General features: G+C 71.4%; 12 protein-coding genes and 2 tRNA genes. 5 read left to right on the top strand and 9 right to left on the bottom strand.

Going from position 1 to position 18,868, the window contains the following annotated elements:
- Position 1: 1 nt before the first annotated feature.
- The 5 genes from IXW69_RS05040 to IXW69_RS05060 form a co-directional block, all read right to left on the bottom strand.
- Positions 2-1,240: a carboxylate--amine ligase gene (locus tag IXW69_RS05040; RefSeq protein WP_194785282.1), complete on the bottom strand. Its 1,239-nt coding sequence runs from the start codon at positions 1,238-1,240 to the stop codon at positions 2-4.
- 195 nt (positions 1,241-1,435) lie between these two features.
- The gene (locus IXW69_RS05045; protein WP_194785283.1) at positions 1,436-2,581 is read right to left on the bottom strand and encodes a lipid II:glycine glycyltransferase FemX; all 1,146 of its coding nucleotides are present in this window, start codon (positions 2,579-2,581) and stop codon (positions 1,436-1,438) included.
- Positions 2,582-2,693: 112 nt separating this feature from the next.
- Entirely contained in the window at positions 2,694-3,932 is a 1,239-nt protein-coding gene (locus IXW69_RS05050; RefSeq protein ID WP_194785284.1) for a carboxylate--amine ligase, read from the bottom strand.
- Between the two features lie 84 nt (positions 3,933-4,016).
- A tRNA-Val gene (locus tag IXW69_RS05055) sits at positions 4,017-4,088 on the bottom strand.
- Position 4,089: 1 nt separating this feature from the next.
- A tRNA-Gly gene (locus IXW69_RS05060) sits at positions 4,090-4,162 on the bottom strand.
- A gap of 252 nt (positions 4,163-4,414) precedes the next feature.
- Between IXW69_RS05060 and glgX the strand changes: the two genes are divergently transcribed.
- The 3 genes from glgX (at position 4,415) to treZ (ending at position 11,653) form a co-directional block, all read left to right on the top strand.
- Positions 4,415-6,814, top strand: coding sequence for a glycogen debranching protein GlgX (gene glgX / locus IXW69_RS05065; protein ID WP_194785285.1), 2,400 nt, complete (start codon positions 4,415-4,417; stop codon positions 6,812-6,814).
- A gap of 154 nt (positions 6,815-6,968) precedes the next feature.
- On the top strand, positions 6,969-9,605 hold the full coding sequence (gene treY / locus IXW69_RS05070) for a malto-oligosyltrehalose synthase (RefSeq protein WP_194785286.1): 2,637 nt from the start codon (positions 6,969-6,971) through the stop codon (positions 9,603-9,605).
- Complete coding sequence (gene treZ / locus IXW69_RS05075; RefSeq protein ID WP_194785287.1) at positions 9,605-11,653, top strand: malto-oligosyltrehalose trehalohydrolase; 2,049 nt, start codon at positions 9,605-9,607, stop codon at positions 11,651-11,653. Before treY ends, treZ begins: the two co-directional genes overlap by 1 nt.
- A 130-nt stretch (positions 11,654-11,783) precedes the next feature.
- On the opposite strand, the gene IXW69_RS05080 is transcribed toward treZ, so the two are convergent.
- Positions 11,784-12,980 carry a lipid II:glycine glycyltransferase FemX gene (locus IXW69_RS05080; protein WP_194785288.1) on the bottom strand — a complete coding sequence of 399 codons (1,197 nt, stop codon included), beginning with the start codon at positions 12,978-12,980 and terminating at the stop codon, positions 11,784-11,786.
- 132 nt (positions 12,981-13,112) lie between these two features.
- Between IXW69_RS05080 and IXW69_RS05085 the strand changes: the two genes are divergently transcribed.
- Positions 13,113-13,721: a DUF3000 domain-containing protein gene (locus IXW69_RS05085; protein ID WP_194785289.1), complete on the top strand. Its 609-nt coding sequence runs from the start codon at positions 13,113-13,115 to the stop codon at positions 13,719-13,721.
- Positions 13,722-13,789: 68 nt separating this feature from the next.
- The gene (locus IXW69_RS05090; RefSeq protein WP_194785290.1) at positions 13,790-15,031 is read left to right on the top strand and encodes an HRDC domain-containing protein; all 1,242 of its coding nucleotides are present in this window, start codon (positions 13,790-13,792) and stop codon (positions 15,029-15,031) included.
- An 83-nt stretch (positions 15,032-15,114) separates the two neighbouring features.
- Here IXW69_RS05090 and pflA read toward each other — a convergent pair whose 3' ends face one another.
- The 3 genes from pflA to pflB all read right to left on the bottom strand — a co-directional run bounded on the left by pflA (position 15,115) and on the right by pflB (position 18,625).
- Positions 15,115-15,999 carry a pyruvate formate-lyase-activating protein gene (gene pflA / locus IXW69_RS05095; protein WP_194785291.1) on the bottom strand — a complete coding sequence of 295 codons (885 nt, stop codon included), beginning with the start codon at positions 15,997-15,999 and terminating at the stop codon, positions 15,115-15,117.
- A 40-nt stretch (positions 16,000-16,039) separates the two neighbouring features.
- The gene (gene grcA2 / locus IXW69_RS05100) at positions 16,040-16,285 is read right to left on the bottom strand and encodes an autonomous glycyl radical cofactor GrcA2 (RefSeq protein WP_194785292.1); all 246 of its coding nucleotides are present in this window, start codon (positions 16,283-16,285) and stop codon (positions 16,040-16,042) included.
- Positions 16,286-16,504: 219 nt separating this feature from the next.
- Entirely contained in the window at positions 16,505-18,625 is a 2,121-nt protein-coding gene (pflB, locus tag IXW69_RS05105; RefSeq protein WP_194785293.1) for a formate C-acetyltransferase, read from the bottom strand.
- Between the last annotated feature and the right edge of the window lie 243 nt (positions 18,626-18,868).

Below are 18,868 nucleotides of genomic sequence, written 5' to 3' on the forward strand. Positions count from 1 at the left end.
CTCAGAGGTAGAGGCCCTCGGGGCGGGGGTAGAAGCGGCCCAGCTTGCGGAGGTAGTTGAGCCGCTGGAGCCGGACGACGACGGCGCGCCGCAGGTCCTTCTCCTCGGGGTTCACGAGCGGGTCCTGCACGCCGCGACGTCGCGTGATCCGGCGGACCTCCCCGGCCAGGGACGGGCGGCGCAGGTAGCGCAGGATGAGCGCGCGCGGGATGAGGGAGTAGACGCCAGGCTCGTGGGCCTCGACGGGCGTGACGCGCTCGCCGTGGACGAGGTCCGCCAGCATCGGCTCCATGGGGTTCACCCCGCCGACCTTGACGTAGTAGCAGTTGCGGCCCATGCGCGGGTTGACCTCGAAGAAGTAGTGCCTCCCGTCGCGCGGGTCCACCTTCACGTCGACGTTGGCGAAGCCGGTGTACCCGACCCGTTCGAAGAAGCGCTCGAGCTCGGCGTGGAGCTCGGGGTAGTCGCGGATGAGCATGGCGACGGGGTTGCCGATCGCCGTCGGGTCGTGGTCCTCGACGAGCACCTGGGCGCCGGACCGCAGGGTGACGGTCCCGTGGGAGTCGACGTAGCAGGTGAGCGAGACGCCGCACGTATCGTCGCCCGGGATCATCTCCTGGACCAGGAAGCGCCCGGTGAAGCCCGCCTCGCGCATCGGCGGCCAGATCGCGTCGAGCTCCTCCTGGGTGTCGAGGAAGAAGACCTTCGAGCGCCCGGGGTAGTCGGTGGCCGCGTAGTCGAGGTAGTCGAGCGCCTTGGCGACGACGGGGAAGCGCAGGTCGACCGGCGGTGCCGTCCACTCCCCCTCGGCAGGGTCGGCGAGGTCGACGACGACCTCCGGCGGCGTCGGGATGCCCTGCTCGCGGCACACCTGCGAGAAGCGGGCCTTGTCCTGGACCGTCTCCCAGACCTCGAGGCTCGGGAAGGGGTGGACGAAGCGGTCGCCGAGACGCTCCTCGTTGGCCGCGGCGAAGCGGGCGAAGTTGTCGTGGTTCGCCATGATGACGAGCTTGCGCCCGGGGTGCTCGTCCGCGATGGCGAGGAGCGTGTCGACGAGCTCGTCGTCGCTCTGGTGGAGCGGGACGTGGTGGACGTCGATGAAGCTCGAGCGGGAGATGGCCTCGATGGGCTCCGGCGCCACGCAGATGACCCGCTCTCCCGTCGCCTCGTGCATGAGACGGGCCAGCGCGTAGGCGCTCGTCTCGCCGGTGACGATGACGGGAAGGATGCTGGTGGCCACGGGCGCTCCCTTGTTCGAGTCGAGACGATGCCGCCGCGCGCCGGAACCGGCGGGCCGCGTGCGGGCCCGTCCCAGCCTGCCATGACGCCTCAGCAGTACCAAGCACCGCGAGGGCGGCGGCGCTCACTGCCCGGTGCCGGCCCGGTCGCGCCCCACCGTCCGCGACGTGCCGGCACCTCCCCGACCGGCCCGTGGTCAGCGCTGGGCGCCGGCGCCCTCCGACGACCCGCGACCGGCCGAGGGCTCGGACGGCCGAGCGGCCTCAGCGGCCCGTCGCGCCGCCTCCTCCTTGAGCACGCCGGGCATGCCGGGCTCTCCGGTGCGGCGCTCGGCGAGCCAGTTGAGGAGGCGGTACCGCGCGGGCTTGAGCACGATCTCCATGGGGGCACCGACCCGGACCGTCTCCTTGCTCCACTTCGTCTTGAACTCGTTGAGCCCCATGAGCTTGGGGTTGTAGTCCGAGCCGATGGCAGCGAGGTCGCACACGGTGACTCCGTCGGCCTGCATGTCGGTGAGCGCCTTGTACAGCGTGACGTCCGGCCCGTGCTCGTGGCGGCCCTGGCAGTTCGAGGCGGCGACCTCCCACGTGGCGAAGCTCCCGCGGATGATCGCCAGGCCCCAGTTCACGGGCTCGCCGTCGACGCGTCCGACCCACAGGCGCGCCATGCCGCGGTCGCGGAAGTGGGTGAAGAAGGTCCAGTAGTAGTCGGCGTCGTGGTCGTGGAAGCCCTGACGGTCCGCGGTCTCGTGCATGACGCCGACGACCTCGCCGAAGCCCGCTCGGTCGATCCCGGTCTCCTCCGTGACGACGACCTTGGAGCGCCGCAGCGAGCGGTTGACGTCCCGGCGTCCGCGCGGCTTCATGCGCGAGCGGAAGGCCTCCTCGTCGCCACTGAGGTCGATGACGACCGTCGAGTCGTGGGCGTAGAGCTGCTGGCAGGTCGGGACGACGCCCGTGATGCCCTCGTGGTGGAGGACGGCGAGACGGATGAAGGCCTGTGACGCGTCGGTGTCCATGACGTGGACGCGCAGGGCGTCGACGAGCGCCTGCTCCTGGGCGGACGTCGGGTCCCCCGCGGTCCACACCGGCGAGCCGTCCGCCCACAGGAAGGGCATCTTGTGGATGTGGAACTGCCGCAGCGTCAGCACGGCGGCCGGCGCGTCGGACCCGCCGTCCGGGTAGTAGCCCCACCGCGTCCCCTGCCACAGCTCGCGCTCCGGCAGGAGCTCGGCGTAGTCGTCCCACGCCACCGCGGCGCGGTGCGGGTACGGCAGCCCCGCGATCGCGGCGTCATACACGGCGTCGGAGACGGGACGGAAGACGGTGCTGGCAGATGACATGAGTCCCCCTCAAGGACGTCGGTCGTGCGGTCGGTCGGCCGGTCGGTTGTCACGGGGCTGAGGGCGCCGGCCGGTTGCGCCCGCAGCTCCAGGTTCTCAGTGGCCCAGGGCCTCAGAGGTAGAGGCCCTCGGGGCGGGGGTAGAAGCGGCCCAGCTTGCGGAGGTAGTTGAGCCGCTGGAGCCGGACGACGACGGCGCGCCGCAGGTCCTTCTCCTCGGGGTTCACGAGCGGGTCCTGCACGCCGCGACGTCGCGTGATCCGGCGGACCTCCCCGGCCAGGGACGGGCGGCGCAGGTAGCGCAGGATGAGCGCGCGCGGGATGAGGGAGTAGACGCCAGGCTCGTGGGCCTCGACGGGCGTGACGCGCTCGCCGTGGACGAGGTCCGCCAGCATCGGCTCCATGGGGTTCACCCCGCCGACCTTGACGTAGTAGCAGTTGCGGCCCATGCGCGGGTTGACCTCGAAGAAGTAGTGCCTCCCGTCGCGCGGGTCCACCTTCACGTCGACGTTGGCGAAGCCGGTGTACCCGACCCGTTCGAAGAAGCGCTCGAGCTCGGCGTGGAGCTCGGGGTAGTCGCGGATGAGCATGGCGACGGGGTTGCCGATCGCCGTCGGGTCGTGGTCCTCGACGAGCACCTGGGCGCCGGACCGCAGGGTGACGGTCCCGTGGGAGTCGACGTAGCAGGTGAGCGAGACGCCGCACGTATCGTCGCCCGGGATCATCTCCTGGACCAGGAAGCGCCCGGTGAAGCCCGCCTCGCGCATCGGCGGCCAGATCGCGTCGAGCTCCTCCTGGGTGTCGAGGAAGAACACCTTGGACTTCCCCTCGAAGGAGACCCGGGAGTAGTCGAGGGCGTCGATGGCCTTGGCGACGACGGGGAAGCGCAGGTCGACCGGCGGTGCCGTCCACTCCCCCTCGGCGGGGTCGGCGAGGTCGACGACGACCTCCGGCGGCGTCGGGATGCCCTGCTCGCGGCACACCTGCGAGAAGCGGGCCTTGTCCTGGACGGTCTCCCAGACCTCGAGGCTCGGGAAGGGGTGGACGAAGCGGTCGCCGAGACGCTCCTCGTTGGCCGCGGCGAAGCGGGCGAAGTTGTCGTGGTTCGCCATGATGACGAGCCTCGCGCCCGGGTGGGCGTCCGCGATCTCCTCGAGCGTGTCGACGAGCTCGTCGTCGCTCTGGTGGAGCGGGACGTGGTGGACGTCGATGAAGCTCGAGCGGGAGATGGCCTCGATCGGGTCGGGACTGACGCAGACCACCCGCTCCCCCGTCGCCTCGTGCATGAGGCGGGCCAGCGCGTAGGCGCTCGTCTCACCGGAGACGATGACGGGAAGGACGACGGTGCTCATGCTCTCTCCCAGATGTGCCGAGGACTGACGGAGCCGACGAGAAATGAGAAAACCCGGATCCGTCAGGGACCCGGGTCTTGACCGTGGGCGATACTGGGATCGAACCAGTGACCTCTTCCGTGTCAGGGAAGCGCGCTCCCGCTGCGCCAATCGCCCGAGCGGATGACGGGACTCGAACCCGCGACCCTCACCTTGGCAAGGTGATGCTCTACCAACTGAGCCACATCCGCGTGTCGCAACCGCTGAGCGGTGCGGGAAGAAAGTTAGCAGAGCAGCGAGCCGCCCGCCAAATCGGACCGGGCATGACGTGTCTCACTCGTCGCCCGTCACCCGTCCGAGGACCGTCTCAGGGGCGCGGTCGGCCGACGGCCTCGCACTAACGCGCGCTCGAGACGTGGCCAGGACCCGGGCGCCCGTACGCCCTCAGCGGTCCCAGGCCCTCGGTGCGGGCCCGGAGGTCGCCCTCGTGGCAAGGTTGCCCCATGCAGACAACTCCCGAGCCCTCAGCCACGACGCCCGCCCCCGCGGCGCCGACGACGACGCCGTCGGCCCCCGAGCAGCCCGTCTGGCCCGGCAAGCCGTACCCCCTCGGCGCCACCTTCGACGGGACCGGCACGAACTTCGCCGTCTACTCCTCCGTCGCCGAGCGCGTCGAGCTGTGCCTCTTCGATGAGGACGGCACCGAGTCGCGCGTCGACATCACCGAGGTCGACGCGGACGTCTGGCACGGCTACCTGCCGGCGGTCCGGCCGGGCCAGCACTACGGCTTCCGCGTCCACGGCCCCTACGACCCCGCCGCCGGTCACCGCTGTGACCCCTCCAAGCTCCTGCTCGACCCCTACGCGAAGGCCATCTCCGGTCAGGTCGTCCCGTCGGAGTCCCTGTACTCGTACACCTTCGCGGACCCGTCGGTCCGCAACGAGGAGGACTCGGCGGCCGCGACCATGCGCTCGGTCGTGACGACCCCCTACTTCGACTGGGGCCACGACCGCCCGCCGGCGCACGAGTACCACGACACGATCATCTACGAGGCTCACGTCAAGGGTCTCACCCAGCTGCACCCCGAGGTCCCCGAGAACCTGCGAGGCACGTACGCGGGCGTCGCCCAGCCGGTCGTCGTCGACCACCTCAAGGAGCTCGGCGTCACGGCGATCGAGCTCATGCCCGTCCACCAGTTCGTCAACGACACCCACCTCCAGGAGAAGGGCCTGTCGAACTACTGGGGCTACAACACGATCGGCTTCTTCGCCCCGCAGAACACGTACGCCGCGTACGGCACCGACGGTCAGCAGGTCGCCGAGTTCAAGACGATGGTCAAGGCCCTCCACGAGGCCGACATCGAGGTCATCCTCGACGTCGTCTACAACCACACGTCCGAGGGCAACCACATGGGCCCGACGCTCTCCTTCAAGGGTCTCGACAACGCGGCCTACTACCGGCTCGTCGACGGCGACGAGGAGCACTACTTCGACACGACGGGCACGGGCAACTCCCTGCTCATGCGCTCCCCGGCGGTGCTCCAGCTCATCATGGACTCGTTGCGGTACTGGGTCACCGAGATGCACGTCGACGGATTCCGCTTCGACCTCGCCTCCACCCTGGCCCGGCAGTTCGCCGAGGTCGACAAGCTCTCAGCCTTCTTCGACATCATCCACCAGGACCCGGTGCTCTCGCAGGTCAAGCTCATCGCCGAGCCCTGGGACGTCGGCGAGGGCGGCTACCAGGTGGGCGGCTTCCCTCCCTTGTGGAGCGAGTGGAACGGCAAGTACCGCGACACGGTCCGCGACTTCTGGCGCGGCGAGCCCTCGACGCTCGGCGAGTTCGCCTCGCGCATCACGGGGTCCTCGGACCTCTACCAGCACTCCGGGCGCACTCCCGTCGCCTCGATCAACTTCGTGACGGCCCACGACGGATTCACGCTCAACGACCTCGTGTCGTACAACGAGAAGCACAACGAGGCCAACGGCGAGGGCAACAACGACGGCGACAACAACAACCGCTCCTGGAACTGCGGCGCCGAGGGCCCGACGGACGACCCCGGCGTCCTCGCCCTGCGCCATCGCCAGGTCCGCAACTTCCTCGCGACGATCCTCTTCAGCCAGGGCGTGCCGATGATCTCCCACGGCGACGAGCTCGGACGCACCCAGCAGGGGAACAACAACGCCTACTGCCAGGACAATGAGATCTCCTGGGTCGACTGGGACCTCGGCGAGGACGAGCGGGAGCTCCTGGAGTTCACGCGGACGATGGTGTGGCTCCGCCGGGACCACCCGGTGCTGCGCCGTCGCCGCTTCTTCACCGGCGAGGCCGGCCACGGCGGCGAGTCCGAGCTCGGCGAGATCGAGTGGCTCCGGCCCTCCGGCGAGCGCATGACCGAGGAGGACTGGGGCACGTGGTACGCGCGCGCCATGATGGTCTTCCTCAACGGGGACGCCATCGCCGAGCCTGACGAGCGGGGGCAGCGGATCGTCGACGACTCCTTCCTCATCCTCATCAACGCCTCGGAGGAGGACATCGAGTTCACGCTCCCCGGCCCGGACCACGCCGCGGCCTGGACGGTCGCGCTGGACACGGCGCCCGCCGAGGACGGAGGCACGGACCTCGTGCTCGCCGCGGGCGAGGACGTCGTCGTGGAGGCCCGCTCGATGCTCTTCCTCGTCGCCGACCCGGACGCCGCGACGGCCGAGGAGGCCGACGAGCTGCTCGCCGAGGCCGCCACGACCCTCGGCGCGGACCCGAAGCGCGCGGAGATCGCCAAGAAGGGCCGAGCCGGTTCCGCGGCGGCCGCCGCGGCTCCCGCCCGCCCCGTGGCACCGTCCACCGACCGGACGGACACGGCGACCGGCACGGAGACCACCCCTCCCACCGCCACGCGGCACTGAGGACGTGGCGGGGGAGGCACCTCGGTGCCTCCCCCGCCGCGTCCCCGGACCCGCCCAGACGCCCAGGCTCCCGTGGGCGCCCCGCCGGCCCGGACCGGGCCCGACCAAGCCACCAGCCACCGATCTCCCGACGCGGACAGGACGAAGGCACGAGATGACGACCAGCCCCACCTCCCCGAGCACCACGAACCCGATCACGACGGCCCCTTGCGGCGCCGCCGATGACGGCACCCACGAGGCCGTCGACCTGCCGGCCGACGGCTACGCCCCCTGGTCCGGGCACGTCCCGGCGCAGGGCCGGCGCACCCCGGTGAGCACCTACCGCCTGCAGATGGGCGCCTCCCTCACCTTCGACGACGCTCGCGCCCTCATCCCGTACCTCAGCCGGCTCGGCGTCACCGACCTCTACCTCTCCCCCGTCCTCCAGGCCGCGCCGGGCTCCACCCACGGCTACGACGTCGTCGACCACACCCGGATCAGCGAGGAGATGGGCGGCCGCGAGGGTCTCGAGCGGCTCGCCGCCGACGCCCACGCGGCCGGCATGGGCGTCGTCGTCGACATCGTCCCGAACCACATGGCCGTGCCGACCCCCGGCTGGCACAACCGTCCCCTGTGGTCCGTCCTGCGCGACGGGCCCGACTCCCCCTTCGCTGCCTGGTTCGACGTCGACGTCAACGACCCGATCCTCATGCCGGTCCTCGGCAAGAGGATCGGCCACGTCCTCGCCGACGACGAGCTGAGGCTGGAGCGGATGCTCGTGCCCACCGAGCCCGAGCGCGGCGAGCAGTGGGTGCTGCGCTACTACGACCACGTGTTCCCCGTCGCGGAGGGCACCGAGTCACTGCCCCTGGCCGTCCTCGTCGAGCGCCAGCACTACCGGCTCGCCTACTGGAAGGTCGGCGATGAGGAGATCAACTACCGCCGCTTCTTCGACGTCGGCACGCTCGCCGCCGTGCGCGTCGAGGACCCGGAGGTCTTCGCCGGATCCCACGCGCTCATCATCGAGCTGCTCGAGACGGGCACGATCGACGCCCTGCGCGTCGACCACCCGGACGGCCTCGCGGACCCCGCGGGCTACCTCAACGAGCTCTCCGAGGCGACCGGCGGCGCCTGGATCGCCGCGGAGAAGATCCTCGCCCCCGACGAGCCTCTGCCCGGCTCGTGGCACGTCGCCGGAACCACCGGATACGACGCCGCGTGGCGCGTCGACCAGCTCCAGGTCGACCCCGCCGGCGCCACCCGCCTGGGCGCCCTCATGCAGGAGCTGACCGGCGAGGCCCCCGTCGACTACGCCCGCGTCGTCGAGACCGCCAAGCGCGAGGTGATCTCCGGCTCGCTCGCCGCCGAGGTCGACCGGCTCGCCCGCATCCTTGACCGTCTCACCGACGAGGACGTCCGCCTGCGCGACCACACCTTCCGCGACCTGCGTCGCTGCCTCATCGAGCTCCTCGTCGCCGCCGACCGCTACCGCGCCTACGTCGTCCCCGGCGTCACCCCGGAGCCCGAGCAGGCGGCCGTCATGAGGGCCGATGCCGAGCGCGCCCGACGGCGCCTCGACGAGGACAGCGCTGAGACCCTCGACCTCGTCGTCTCGCTGCTGCTGGGCGAGCCCGTCGGGTCAGAGGGCCTGTCGGACGCTCCCGAGAGGGCCGAGGCCGTCATCCGCTTCCAGCAGGTCTGCGGCGCCGTCACCGCCAAGGGCGTCGAGGACACCGCCTTCTACCGGTGGACCCACCTGACCAGCCTCACCGAGGTCGGCGGCAACCCCGCCGGCTTCGCCCTCAGCCCCGACGAGGCGCACGCCTGGGCCGACCGGGTCCAGGACGCGTGGCCGGACACGATGGTGACCACGACGACCCACGACACGAAGCGCGGCGAGGACGTCCGTGCCCGCCTGGACGTCCTCGCCTCCTACCCGGACGAGTGGAGCGAGCTCGTCCACCGGCTCCGCGCCGCCACCGTCGACGAGCGCCCCGTGGACCTGGACGGCCGCAGCGAGAACCTCCTGTGGCAGACCCTCTGGGGCACCTGGGCCCCAGACTCCGACGACCGGATCGACGCCGAGCGCCTCGGGGCCTACCTCATCAAGGCCTCGCGAGAGCAGAAGGTGTGGACCACCTGGACCGGAGCCGACGAGGGCCGCGAGAAGGGACTCACGGACTACGCCGCCTTCCTGCTCGGCGACGCCGGCGTCGCCGAGGAGATGAACGACTTCGCCGAGCTCACGCGCCGCGAGGTCCACGACGTCACCCTCGCCAACAAGGCGCTGGCCCTCACCTGGCTCGGCGTCGCCGACGTGTACCAGGGCTCGGAGAGCACACGGACCAGTCTCGTCGACCCCGACAACCGCCGTGCGGTCGACTACTCCTCGCCGAGCGGTCTCGCGGCGTCCCTCGCCTCCCTCGAGGACGGCGCCGCACCGCGCACCCTCGACGAGGAGAAGCTCGCCCTCACGAGCACGCTCCTGCGCCTGCGGGCCGAGCACCCGGAGGCCTTCGTCGGCACGCGCTCCGGCTACCGCGCCCTCCCGGTCACGACGGGCCACGCCTTCGCCTTCGCGCGCCTCGTGGACGAGGAGGCCGAGGTCGTCGTCATCGTCCGCCGTCTGGGGCGCCGGCTCGCCCAGCTCGGCGGGTGGCGCGAGGACTCGGTGGTCCTGCCCGAGGGTCGCTGGCGCCACGTCCTGGCCGACGGCGACGCCGACGGCGGTGGGCAGGCGCTCTCCGAGGTGCTCGGTGACGAGCCCGTCGCCGTCCTGGTCCGTGTCCACGACGAGGAGGAGACCGCCTGATGAGCGACAACGAGCAGCAAGGGCCCGTCGACCCCAAGCCCGCCGACGTCGGCTCCGCCTCCGCGGGAGCCTCACCGTCCACGATCCCGACCGAGGGCGGGCACCCCGTGCCCGTGCGGGCGCCCTGGGTCTCCCCCGCGCTTCCCGTCGGACCGCGCGTGCCCGTGTGGGCGCCGGAGGCCCACGAGCTCCTCCTCCACCTGACCGCCACCGACGAGATCCTCACGATGGAGCGCGCCGCGGACGGCTGGTGGCTGAGCCCCCGCGACCTGCCCGACGGCACCGACTACGCCTACCGCGTCGATGGGTCGCCGGACCGCCCCGACCCGCGCAGCCCGCGCCAGCCCGAGGGCGTCCACGGGCCCTCGCGAACCGTCCGCACCGACGCCTGGGAGGACGGGCTCTGGACGGACGGGGACTGGGCAGGGCTCGACGCCCGCGGCGCCGTCGTCTACGAGCTGCACGTCGGCACCTTCACCGCCGATGGCACGCTCGACGCCGCCGCCGCGCGGCTGCCCGAGCTCGCCGCCCTCGGAGTCGAGATCGTCGAGCTCATGCCGCTCGCCTCCTTCCCCGGCCGCGCGGGCTGGGGATACGACGGCGTCGCGCTCTGGTCCGTCCACGAGCCCTACGGCGGTCCCGAGGCCCTCGCGCGCTTCGTCGACGCCGCGCACCGAGCCGGCCTCGCCGTCTGCCTCGACGTCGTCTACAACCACCTGGGCCCCAGCGGGAACTACCTGGGGGTCTACGGTCCCTACTTCACGAGCGCGCACGACACGCCGTGGGGGGCCGCCGTCAACTACGACCAGCCCGGCAGCGAGCAGGTACGCGCCTTCGTCATCGACAACGCCCTGCGCTGGCTGCGCGACTTCCACGTCGACGCCTTGCGCCTCGACGCGATCCATGCCATCCAGGACGACCACGCCTGGTCGAAGGCCGTGGAGCCCCACCGCCACCTCCTCGCCCGGCTCGCCGACGCCGTCGAGGACCTCTCCGGTGAGCTGGGACGCCCGCTGTCCCTCATCGCCGAGTCCGACCTCAACGACGCCGGCGTCATCACGCCGACCGACGCCGCACCGCCAGCGCTCATGCCGAGCCTCGGTATGACCGCGCAGTGGGCCGACGACGTCCATCACGCGATCCACGTCCGGCTGACCGGTGAGGCGCAGGGATACTACGCCGACTTCGCCGAGCCCGGCGCCTTCGAGACGGCCTACGGCGGCGGATTCCTCCATGCCGGCACCTGGTCCTCCTTCCGAGGGTCCAGCTGGGGCGCTCCGCTCCCGGCGGGCACGGACCCGCGGCGGCTCGTCGTCTTCGCCTCGGACCACGACCAGGTCGGCAACCGCGCCACCGGAGACCGTCCCTCAGCGTCCTTGAGCGACGCGCGCCTCGCCGCCGAGGCGGCGCTCGTCCTCCTCTCCCCCTACACGCCGATGCTGTTCCAGGGCGAGGAGTGGGGCACGCGGTCTCCCTTCCAGTTCTTCACCGACCACTCAGAGCCCGAGCTGGCCGCCGCGGTGACGGAGGGCCGTCGCCGCGAGTTCGCCTCGTTCGGCTGGGACGCCGCTGAGGTGCCCGACCCCCAGGCCGGGTCCACCGTCGTCGCCTCCACCCTGGACCGCGATGAGGCGCGGCTCCCCGAGCGCGCCCGGGTCCTCGCCTGGTACGAGGAGCTCCTGAGGGTCCGACGCCTCGCCGGTCTCAAGGAGCAGGAGCGCTGGGCACGAGTGGCGGACCTCGGGGACGCCATCGTCAGCCGGCTGGTCCTGGACGCGCCCGACGCCGCGCTGGCCGGCGCCCGGAGCGGCGACGAGCTCGTCCTCGTCGTCGCGCTCGGCGCCGACGACGCCCGGACTGCCCGCGCCACCACGGTCGAGGAGCTCGTCCGTCGCGCCCTCGCCAGGGACGCTGAGCCCGGCACGGGTCAGGGCGATGGCCCGGTGCTCGGCAACCTCACGGCCGTGGCCTCATGGTCCGCCGGTCCAGGGACCGTGCCGGGCGCGGTCGACGACGAGGACGTCCTCATCCTCCTGCGCCGTCCCTGACGGACGGTCCGGCGGGCCCGTGCGGCAGCGCACCAGTCAGCCGACCGGACGAGGCACCGCCCGGAGGACGCTCTCGCGTCCGCCGGGCGGTCTGCTACGAGTCGCGGGCGCCTCCCGCGCCCGCCGAGGCTCAGTCCTGCGTGCCCGCGCCCGCGTCCACGGTTGCGGAACCGTCCGCGGGATCCTGGGCCCGTGACGCACGGTGCAGCCGGAGATCGCGCAACGAGCCCCGGATCTCACCGGCTCGCTCGCGCACGGAGCCCACGGCTCCCTGCGCGCGGTGCTTGAGCTCGAGCGCCCGCACGAGGGCGTCGTAGACGCTGGGCCGCACCGGCACGTCCCAAGCGCCCGGGATGTCGACAGGACCGTCGGTGACGAACTTGTTCTTGAACTCGCGCACGCCGGCGAGCTCGGGCACGCGCTCGGAGTCGACTCCCATGAGGTCGTACCGGCGCACGCCCTCGGCGCGCAGCCAGCAGGCCTCCTTGTAGACGAGGGCGTCCGCGGCACGCATGCGGCGTCCCTCGGCGGAGGAGCCGGCGTAGTAGCGCAGCGCCCCGTCGCCCCAGACGGTGACGAGGGACCAGACGAGGGCCTCCTGGCCGTCGCGGCGCACGACGTAGAGCCGCGCGTGCTCCGGACCGAGTGCCCGCAGCATCGTCCGGTAGGTGTCCTCGGGTGCGGCGCGGAAGCCGTCGCGGTCACCGGTCTCCGTGAGGATCTCGTAGAGCTCGCCGAAGACCTCGTCGGCCCTCGCGGTCTCGTCGTGGAAGGTGAGCGACTCGTTGCGCAGGGCCTTGCGGACGTCACGGCGGCCGCGCGACTTGAAGGAGGCGAGGATCGCGTCGTCGTCCTCGCGGTCGAGGTCGAGGATGACGGTGCGGTCGTAGGTCATCGTCTGGAGGAGCTCGTGGAGCTCCGGGGCCTCGTGGCTGAAGTGCAGGCGGACGAAGACGATGCTCGGCTCGTGGAACCGGACTCCGGCGACGATGAGGCGTCGCAGGTCCGCCTCCTCCTCCGGCGTCGGGGCGTCCCCGAGCCAGACGGGGGCGTGGCGGGCCCAGAGGTAGGGGAAGCCCCGCACCTCCATCCGCGTGAGGGACACGAGGGCACGAGGCTCCCCGTCGGGGCCGTCGTAGACGACGCGGCCCCAGGGCTCGCGCCCGTCCATGGCGGCGTCGAAGGAGTCCCACGCGGAGGTCTGCTCGATCGGCAGCGTGGTCCCCGCTGCCGCGGCGATCTGACGGAAGGTCTCCCAGTCGACCTGCCTCATGGAGCCGTGGGGGGCACCTGCGGAGGGGGCGGTCGCGTGCTGGGTGTCGGTCATTGCTGCTCCTTGCTGCGTCCCCGCCGGTCATCGGGGCGCGCTGGCCAGGTTAGCCCAGGTCACGGCACCAGCTGCCGCCCGTGCGCGGCGTGGCAGCGCTTGTGCGGCCGCAGCGCCGGTAGCCTCGCAGCCGTGACCACCTCCTCCACCTCGAGCTCGAACCAGGACACGGGGGCTGACGTCCCCGAGCGCTTCCGCGAGGCGCTCCTGAGCATGCGCGACGCCGCCCGCCCCCGCGGCCTCGTCCTCGAGGAGGTGCCCGCCCCGCGTCGGCTCGCCCCCTTCACCGCGGCGCTCTCGGCTGAGACGGTCGAGAACGAGATGGGCACGCCCGTCGCCTCCGGGCGCTTCGTCGTCCTCCACGACCCCGAGGGCCAGGACGCCTGGGACGGGGACTTCCGCGTCGTCGTCCAGGCCCGGGCCCGGCTCGACGACGAGGTCGGCACGGACCCGCTCCTCGGCTCCGCCGCCTGGTCCTGGCTCCAGGAGGCGCTCGACTCGGCCGGCGCCGGTCATCGTGCCCTCGTCGGGACGGTGACGCGGGTCCTCTCCGAGACCTTCGGGGGGCTCGACCTCACGGACTCCTGCGGTCACGTCGAGATCCGTGCCTCGTGGTCGCCCACGACACCGGACCTGGGGCCCCACCTCGGGGCCTGGTACGAGATCCTCCACGTCGCCGCCGGCCACGAGCCCGAGCAGGCAGCGGCGCTTGCCGTCGCCGTCCCGGGCGCCGCCCGGTGAGCGCCGCCTCGCGCGGCCCGGCCCGCACGCCCCGTCCGGTCGCGGTGCCCGGGACCACTGACGAGCCCGTGCCCACCGACGAGGTCCTCGACTACAAGGTTCCTGCCGAAGGCCTTCCGCCCGTGACCGACTCCCCCTCAGCGCTGCACGACGCCGTCGATGCCCTGGCGACGGGGGCCGGGCCGGTGGCGGTGGACGCTGAGCGCGCCTCGGGCTTCCGCTACGGGCAGGACGCCTACCTCGTCCAGCTGCGTCGAGAGGGCGCGGGCACCGTGCTCGTCGACCCGGTCGACGCGGGCGACCTCACCTCCCTCGCCGACGTCCTGGACGGGCCCGAGTGGATCCTCCACGCCGCCGACCAGGACCTCCCCTGCCTGCGAGACCTCGGACTCGCCCCCCGCTCGGTCTTCGACACGGAGCTCGCTGCCCGGCTGCTCGGTCGCCAGCACGTCGGGCTCGGCGCGGTCGTCGAGGAGACGCTGGGTCTGCGCCTCGCCAAGGACCACGCGGCGGCCGACTGGTCCACGCGCCCGCTCCCGGAGTCGTGGCTCGTCTACGCGGCGCTCGACGTCGAGCTCCTGGCTCCTCTGCGCGACGCGCTCGCCGCTGAGCTCGTGGCCGTCGGCAAGGCCGAGTGGGCCGCCCAGGAGTTCGAGTACGTCCGCACGCGGCCGCCGCGGCCGGCGAAGGTCGACCCGTGGCGGAAGACGCCGAGGGCCGGCCGAGCCGTGCGCTCACCGCGGTCACTCGCGATCCTTCGCGAGCTGTGGACGGCGCGCGAGGAGCTCGCCGCCCAGCTGGACCGCACGCCCTCGAAGATCCTGCCGCACCACGCGCTCGTGGCGGCCGCCGTCGCACGGCCGACGTCACGACGCAAGCTCTCGGCGCTTCGCGAGTTCTCGTCACGCCAGGCGCGCCAGCACCACGAGCTGTGGTGGGAGGCGGTCGAGCGCGCCCTGGCGCTTCCCGACGACGAGCTCCCGCCGACGCACGCTCCGCTGCCCCCTGGTGAGCTGCCGCCGCCTCGCTCGTGGTCGCGTCATCACCGCGACGCCGCCGAGGCCCTCGACGTCGTGCGGCCAGCCGTGCGCGACCGCGCCGAGACGATCCGCGTACCGCAGGAGCTCCTGCTCAGCCCGGACTCCCAGCGCCACCTCGCCTGGGACCTCGGAGAGGAGCGCGCCGCCGGCGGCCGACCCGCCACGGACGTGGAGTCCGTGGCTCGCCGTCTCGAGTACCTTGACGCGCGCCCCTGGCAGGTCGAACAGGCGGCACCGGCTCTGTCCGAGGCACTCAGCTCCCGGTTCTGAGCCGCACCAGCCTGAGGGGGGCCCGTCCGGATCACCGGACGGGCCCCTCCTCGCTGGACGCTCCGGAACGCCGACGCTGGCGCTCAGTGCACGGTGAAGCCGTGCGAGCGGAAGATCGCGCGGGTCGACTCGACGAGTTCGGGCTCGGGCGGACGGACGTCGCGAAGGCTGTACTCGAGCTTGAGGGCGTCCCACTTGTCCGTGCCCATCTGGTGGAAAGGCAGGACCTCCACGCGGGAGACCGAAGAGCCCCATCGCTCGATGATGCGTGCGACGTTCTCCACGTTCTCCGGGTCGTCGGTGAGGCCGGGGACGAGGACGAAGCGCGCCCAGATCTCGATGCCCTTGGCGGCGAGGCGGTCGCCGAACTCGATGGTGGGGGCGAGCTCGCGGCCGGTGACCTTCTTGTAGGTCTCCTCGTCGCCGCTCTTGACGTCGAGGAGCACGAGGTCGACGTTCTCGAGCATCTCGTCGCTCGCGTTGCGCCCGAGGTAGCCGGAGGTGTCGATGCAGGTGTGGATACCCATGGCCTTGGCGCCCGCGAGGATCCGGCCGGCGAAGGCCGGCTGCATGAGGACCTCGCCGCCGGAGAGCGTGATCCCGCCCTTGGAGGCGCGGAACACGTTGCGGTAGCGCTTCATGCGGCGCAGGAGCTCGTCGGCCTCGACGGGCTCGCCGTCCTTCATGAGGAAGGTGTCGGGGTTGTGGCAGTACAGGCAGCGGAGCGGGCAGCCGTTGAGGAAGACGGTCATCCGGGTTCCCGGGCCGTCGACGGCCGTCACGAGCTCCCAGGAGTGGATGGAGCCGAGGGATCCGTCTCGCATGCGCGCGAGACGCTCGGAGCGCTGGAGGTCGCTGAGCTCCTCGATGCCTCCGATGCCCGCACCGCGCAAGCGGGCGGCCGGGGCCAGGAAGTCCTGGTCCCGGCCGCCCTCACTCGCGGGGGTGATGGTGTCAGTGTCTGTCATACGTGAATGATGCCAGTCGTGATGACCTCACCCGAGGCGCTCAGGCGCCCGCGTGGAAGGTGCGGTGGAGGACGTCGAGCTGCTGCTCACGCGTGAGCTTGACGAAGTTGACGGCGTAGCCGGAGACGCGGACCGTGAGGTTCGGGTAGTTCTCCGGGTGCTCCATGGCGTCCTCGAGGGTGGAGCGGTCGAGGACGTTGATGTTGGCGTGGTACAGGCCCTTGACGCCGCCGTTGTCCTGGCGCTGAGCCTTCATCGACTCAAGTCGCTCTTCGTACGTGGCCATGATGGCCCCTTTCGGTGTGGTGTGTAGTGGTCGGCCGTGAGGCCGAATGGGTGTCCCTCCGGTCGGGCGCCCGGGGGGGGGGCGCCCCGGGGCGCGGCGGGGGGGCCGACCCGCCGCCCGCGGGCCCGGCGACGCCCGCGGCGCGGGGGCCCGTGCGGCCTAATGGGGGCCCCGCGGGTCGCCCCCCCGTGGGGCGGCCGACCGGGGACGCGAGGGGGATCAGACCTCGGCGCAGTCGTCCGGGACGAAGCCGGCGTCGAGGATGCCCACGAGGTTCTCGACGCGCTCGTCGAGCGTGCGGCCGAGGCCCTGCGGGGTGATGGTGTTGGTGAGGGAGATGCCGTCGAGGGCGTCGTTGTAGTCGAGCTTGCCGACGCTCATCATGGAGGCGACCATGCCGTGCGTGTCCATGCCGTTCTCCGGGTTGGCGCCGGGGGCGAAGGGCGTGCCGGCCTGGTGGCCCGACGGGAAGGCGCCGGTGGCCTTGCCGTAGACCACGTTGGACGTGATGGTGAGAACCGACTGGGTCGGGATCGCGTCGCGGTAGAAGGGCTGCTCCTTGATCTTCGACATGATCGTGTGGACCACGGTGGCGGCGATGTCGTCCGCGCGGTCGTCGTCGTTGCCGTAGATCGGGAAGTCACCCTCGGTGACGTAGTCGACCACGAGGCCGGTCTCGTCCCGGACGGGCGTGACCTTCGCGTACTTGATGGCGCTCAGGGAGTCGGCGACGATCGACAGACCGGCGATGCCGCAGCCCATGGTGCGCACGATGTCGGAGTCGTGCAGCGCCATCTCGATCGCCTCGTAGGCGTACTTGTCGTGACAGTAGTGGATGATGTTGAGCGCCTCGACGTAGGTGCCGACGACCCAGTCGAGCATCTTCTCGTAGCGGGCCCAGACGTCGTCGAAGTCGAGCGGACCGTCGCCCTCGACGCCGGGAAGACCGTTGACGATCTGCTTGCCGGTCATCTCGTCGCGACCGCCGTTGATGGCGTACAGGAGCGCCTTGGCGGAGTTGACGCGCGCGCCGAAGAACTGCATCTGCTTGCCCACGCGCATCGGGGAGACGCAGCACGCGATCGCCGCGTCGTCGCCCCAGTGCTCGCGGATCTGCTCGTCGGCCTCGTACTGGATGGAGGAGGTCGTGATGGAGATGAGGGCGCAGAAGTCCTTGTAGCCCTGCGGGAGCTTCTCGTCCCAGAAGATCGTGATGTTCGGCTCCGGCGCAGGACCCAGGTTGCGCAGGGTCTGCAGGAGGCGGAAGGAGGTCTTCGTGACGAGCGGGCGGCCGTCCTCACCGAAGCCGGCGTCGGACCAGGTGGCCCAGTACGGGTCGCCGGAGAAGATCTGGTCGTAGTCCGTGGTGCGCAGGAAGCGGGTGATGCGCAGCTTCATGACGAAGTTGTCGATGATCTCCTGCGCCTCGGTCTCCGTGATCGTGCCGTCGGCGAGGTCACGAGTGAAGTAGACGTCGAGGAAGGCCGAGAGGCGACCGATCGACATGGCGGCGCCGTCCTGGGACTTCACGGAGGCGAGGTAGGCGAAGTACGTCCACTGGACGGCCTGGTGGGCGTTCGTGGCCGGGCCGGAGATGTCGAAGCCGTACGAGGCGGCCATGTTCTTGAGCTTCTTGAGCGCCTTGATCTGCTCGGAGTGCTCCTCGCGGTACCGGGCCCAGTGCTCGGAGAAGGGCTGGTCCGCGACGGCGTCCTTGGCGACCTGCTTGAGCTCGATGAGGCGGTCGACACCGTAGAGCGCGACACGGCGGTAGTCGCCGATGATGCGGCCGCGGCCGTAGGCGTCCGGCAGACCGGTGATGATGTGGCTGGAGCGGGCGGCGCGGATGCGCGGCGTGTAGATGTCGAAGACCGCGTCGTTGTGGGTCTTGCGGTACTTCGTGAAGATCTTCTGGACCTCGGGGTCGACCTCCTTGCCGGCCTCCTTGATCGCCTGGGCGACCATGCGCCAGCCGCCGTTCGGCATCATGGCGCGCTTCAGGGGAGAGTCGGTCTGGAGACCGACGATGACGTCGTCGTCCTCGGAGATGTACCCGGCGGGGAAGGCGTCGATGTCGGACGGGATGTGCGTGTCGACGTCGAGGATGCGGACCTTGCGCTCCTCCTTGAGGAACTTCTCCTCGAGCGTGTCCCACAGGCGCAGCGTCTTGTCGGTGGCGTCGGCGAGGAACGAGGCGTCGCCCTCGTACGGGGTGTAGTTGCGCTGGATGAAGTCGCGGACGTCGACGCCCTCCGTCCACGGCCCCTGGACGAAGCCTTCCCAGGCGTTGCGGCTGCTGGACTCCTCCGCCGTGGCGGATGCTGTGACCTCGGTGGTCATCCGTGCCCTCCTGTGTGTGGGTGCCGATCAGGTCACCCTGTTGGGGAAGTCCCTCGTGGGGACGTGGCGGTACTTCCTTGCGCCGTCGAAATAAGCGTAGGCGGACCGCTCAGCCCAGCAGGGGACGGACCCTGACGGGCCCAGTGTTCTGACTCACACGACGACCATATCGGCATCGCCTCAGGGACGTAAGTCCCCAACGAGATCACCAGACGTCAGACGTCCAGCGGGTTCGTTCGGCCA

This window comes from Actinomyces haliotis (genome assembly GCF_015355765.1).
GTDB classification, from domain to species: domain Bacteria; phylum Actinomycetota; class Actinomycetes; order Actinomycetales; family Actinomycetaceae; genus Actinomyces; species Actinomyces haliotis.

Bases quoted from the DNA above. Each gene is read 5' to 3' on its own strand.
- IXW69_RS05045 (WP_194785283.1), bottom strand. From the start codon at position 2,581: ATGTCATCTGCCAGCACCGTCTTCCGTCCCGTCTCCGACGCCGTGTAT.
- IXW69_RS05050 (WP_194785284.1), bottom strand. From the start codon at position 3,932: ATGAGCACCGTCGTCCTTCCCGTCATCGTCTCCGGTGAGACGAGCGCC.
- glgX (WP_194785285.1), top strand. From the start codon at position 4,415: ATGCAGACAACTCCCGAGCCCTCAGCCACGACGCCCGCCCCCGCGGCG.
- treY (WP_194785286.1), top strand. From the start codon at position 6,969: ATGACGACCAGCCCCACCTCCCCGAGCACCACGAACCCGATCACGACG.
- treZ (WP_194785287.1), top strand. From the start codon at position 9,605: ATGAGCGACAACGAGCAGCAAGGGCCCGTCGACCCCAAGCCCGCCGAC.
- IXW69_RS05080 (WP_194785288.1), bottom strand. From the start codon at position 12,980: ATGACCGACACCCAGCACGCGACCGCCCCCTCCGCAGGTGCCCCCCAC.
- pflA (WP_194785291.1), bottom strand. From the start codon at position 15,999: ATGACAGACACTGACACCATCACCCCCGCGAGTGAGGGCGGCCGGGAC.
- grcA2 (WP_194785292.1), bottom strand. From the start codon at position 16,285: ATGGCCACGTACGAAGAGCGACTTGAGTCGATGAAGGCTCAGCGCCAG.
- pflB (WP_194785293.1), bottom strand. From the start codon at position 18,625: ATGACCACCGAGGTCACAGCATCCGCCACGGCGGAGGAGTCCAGCAGC.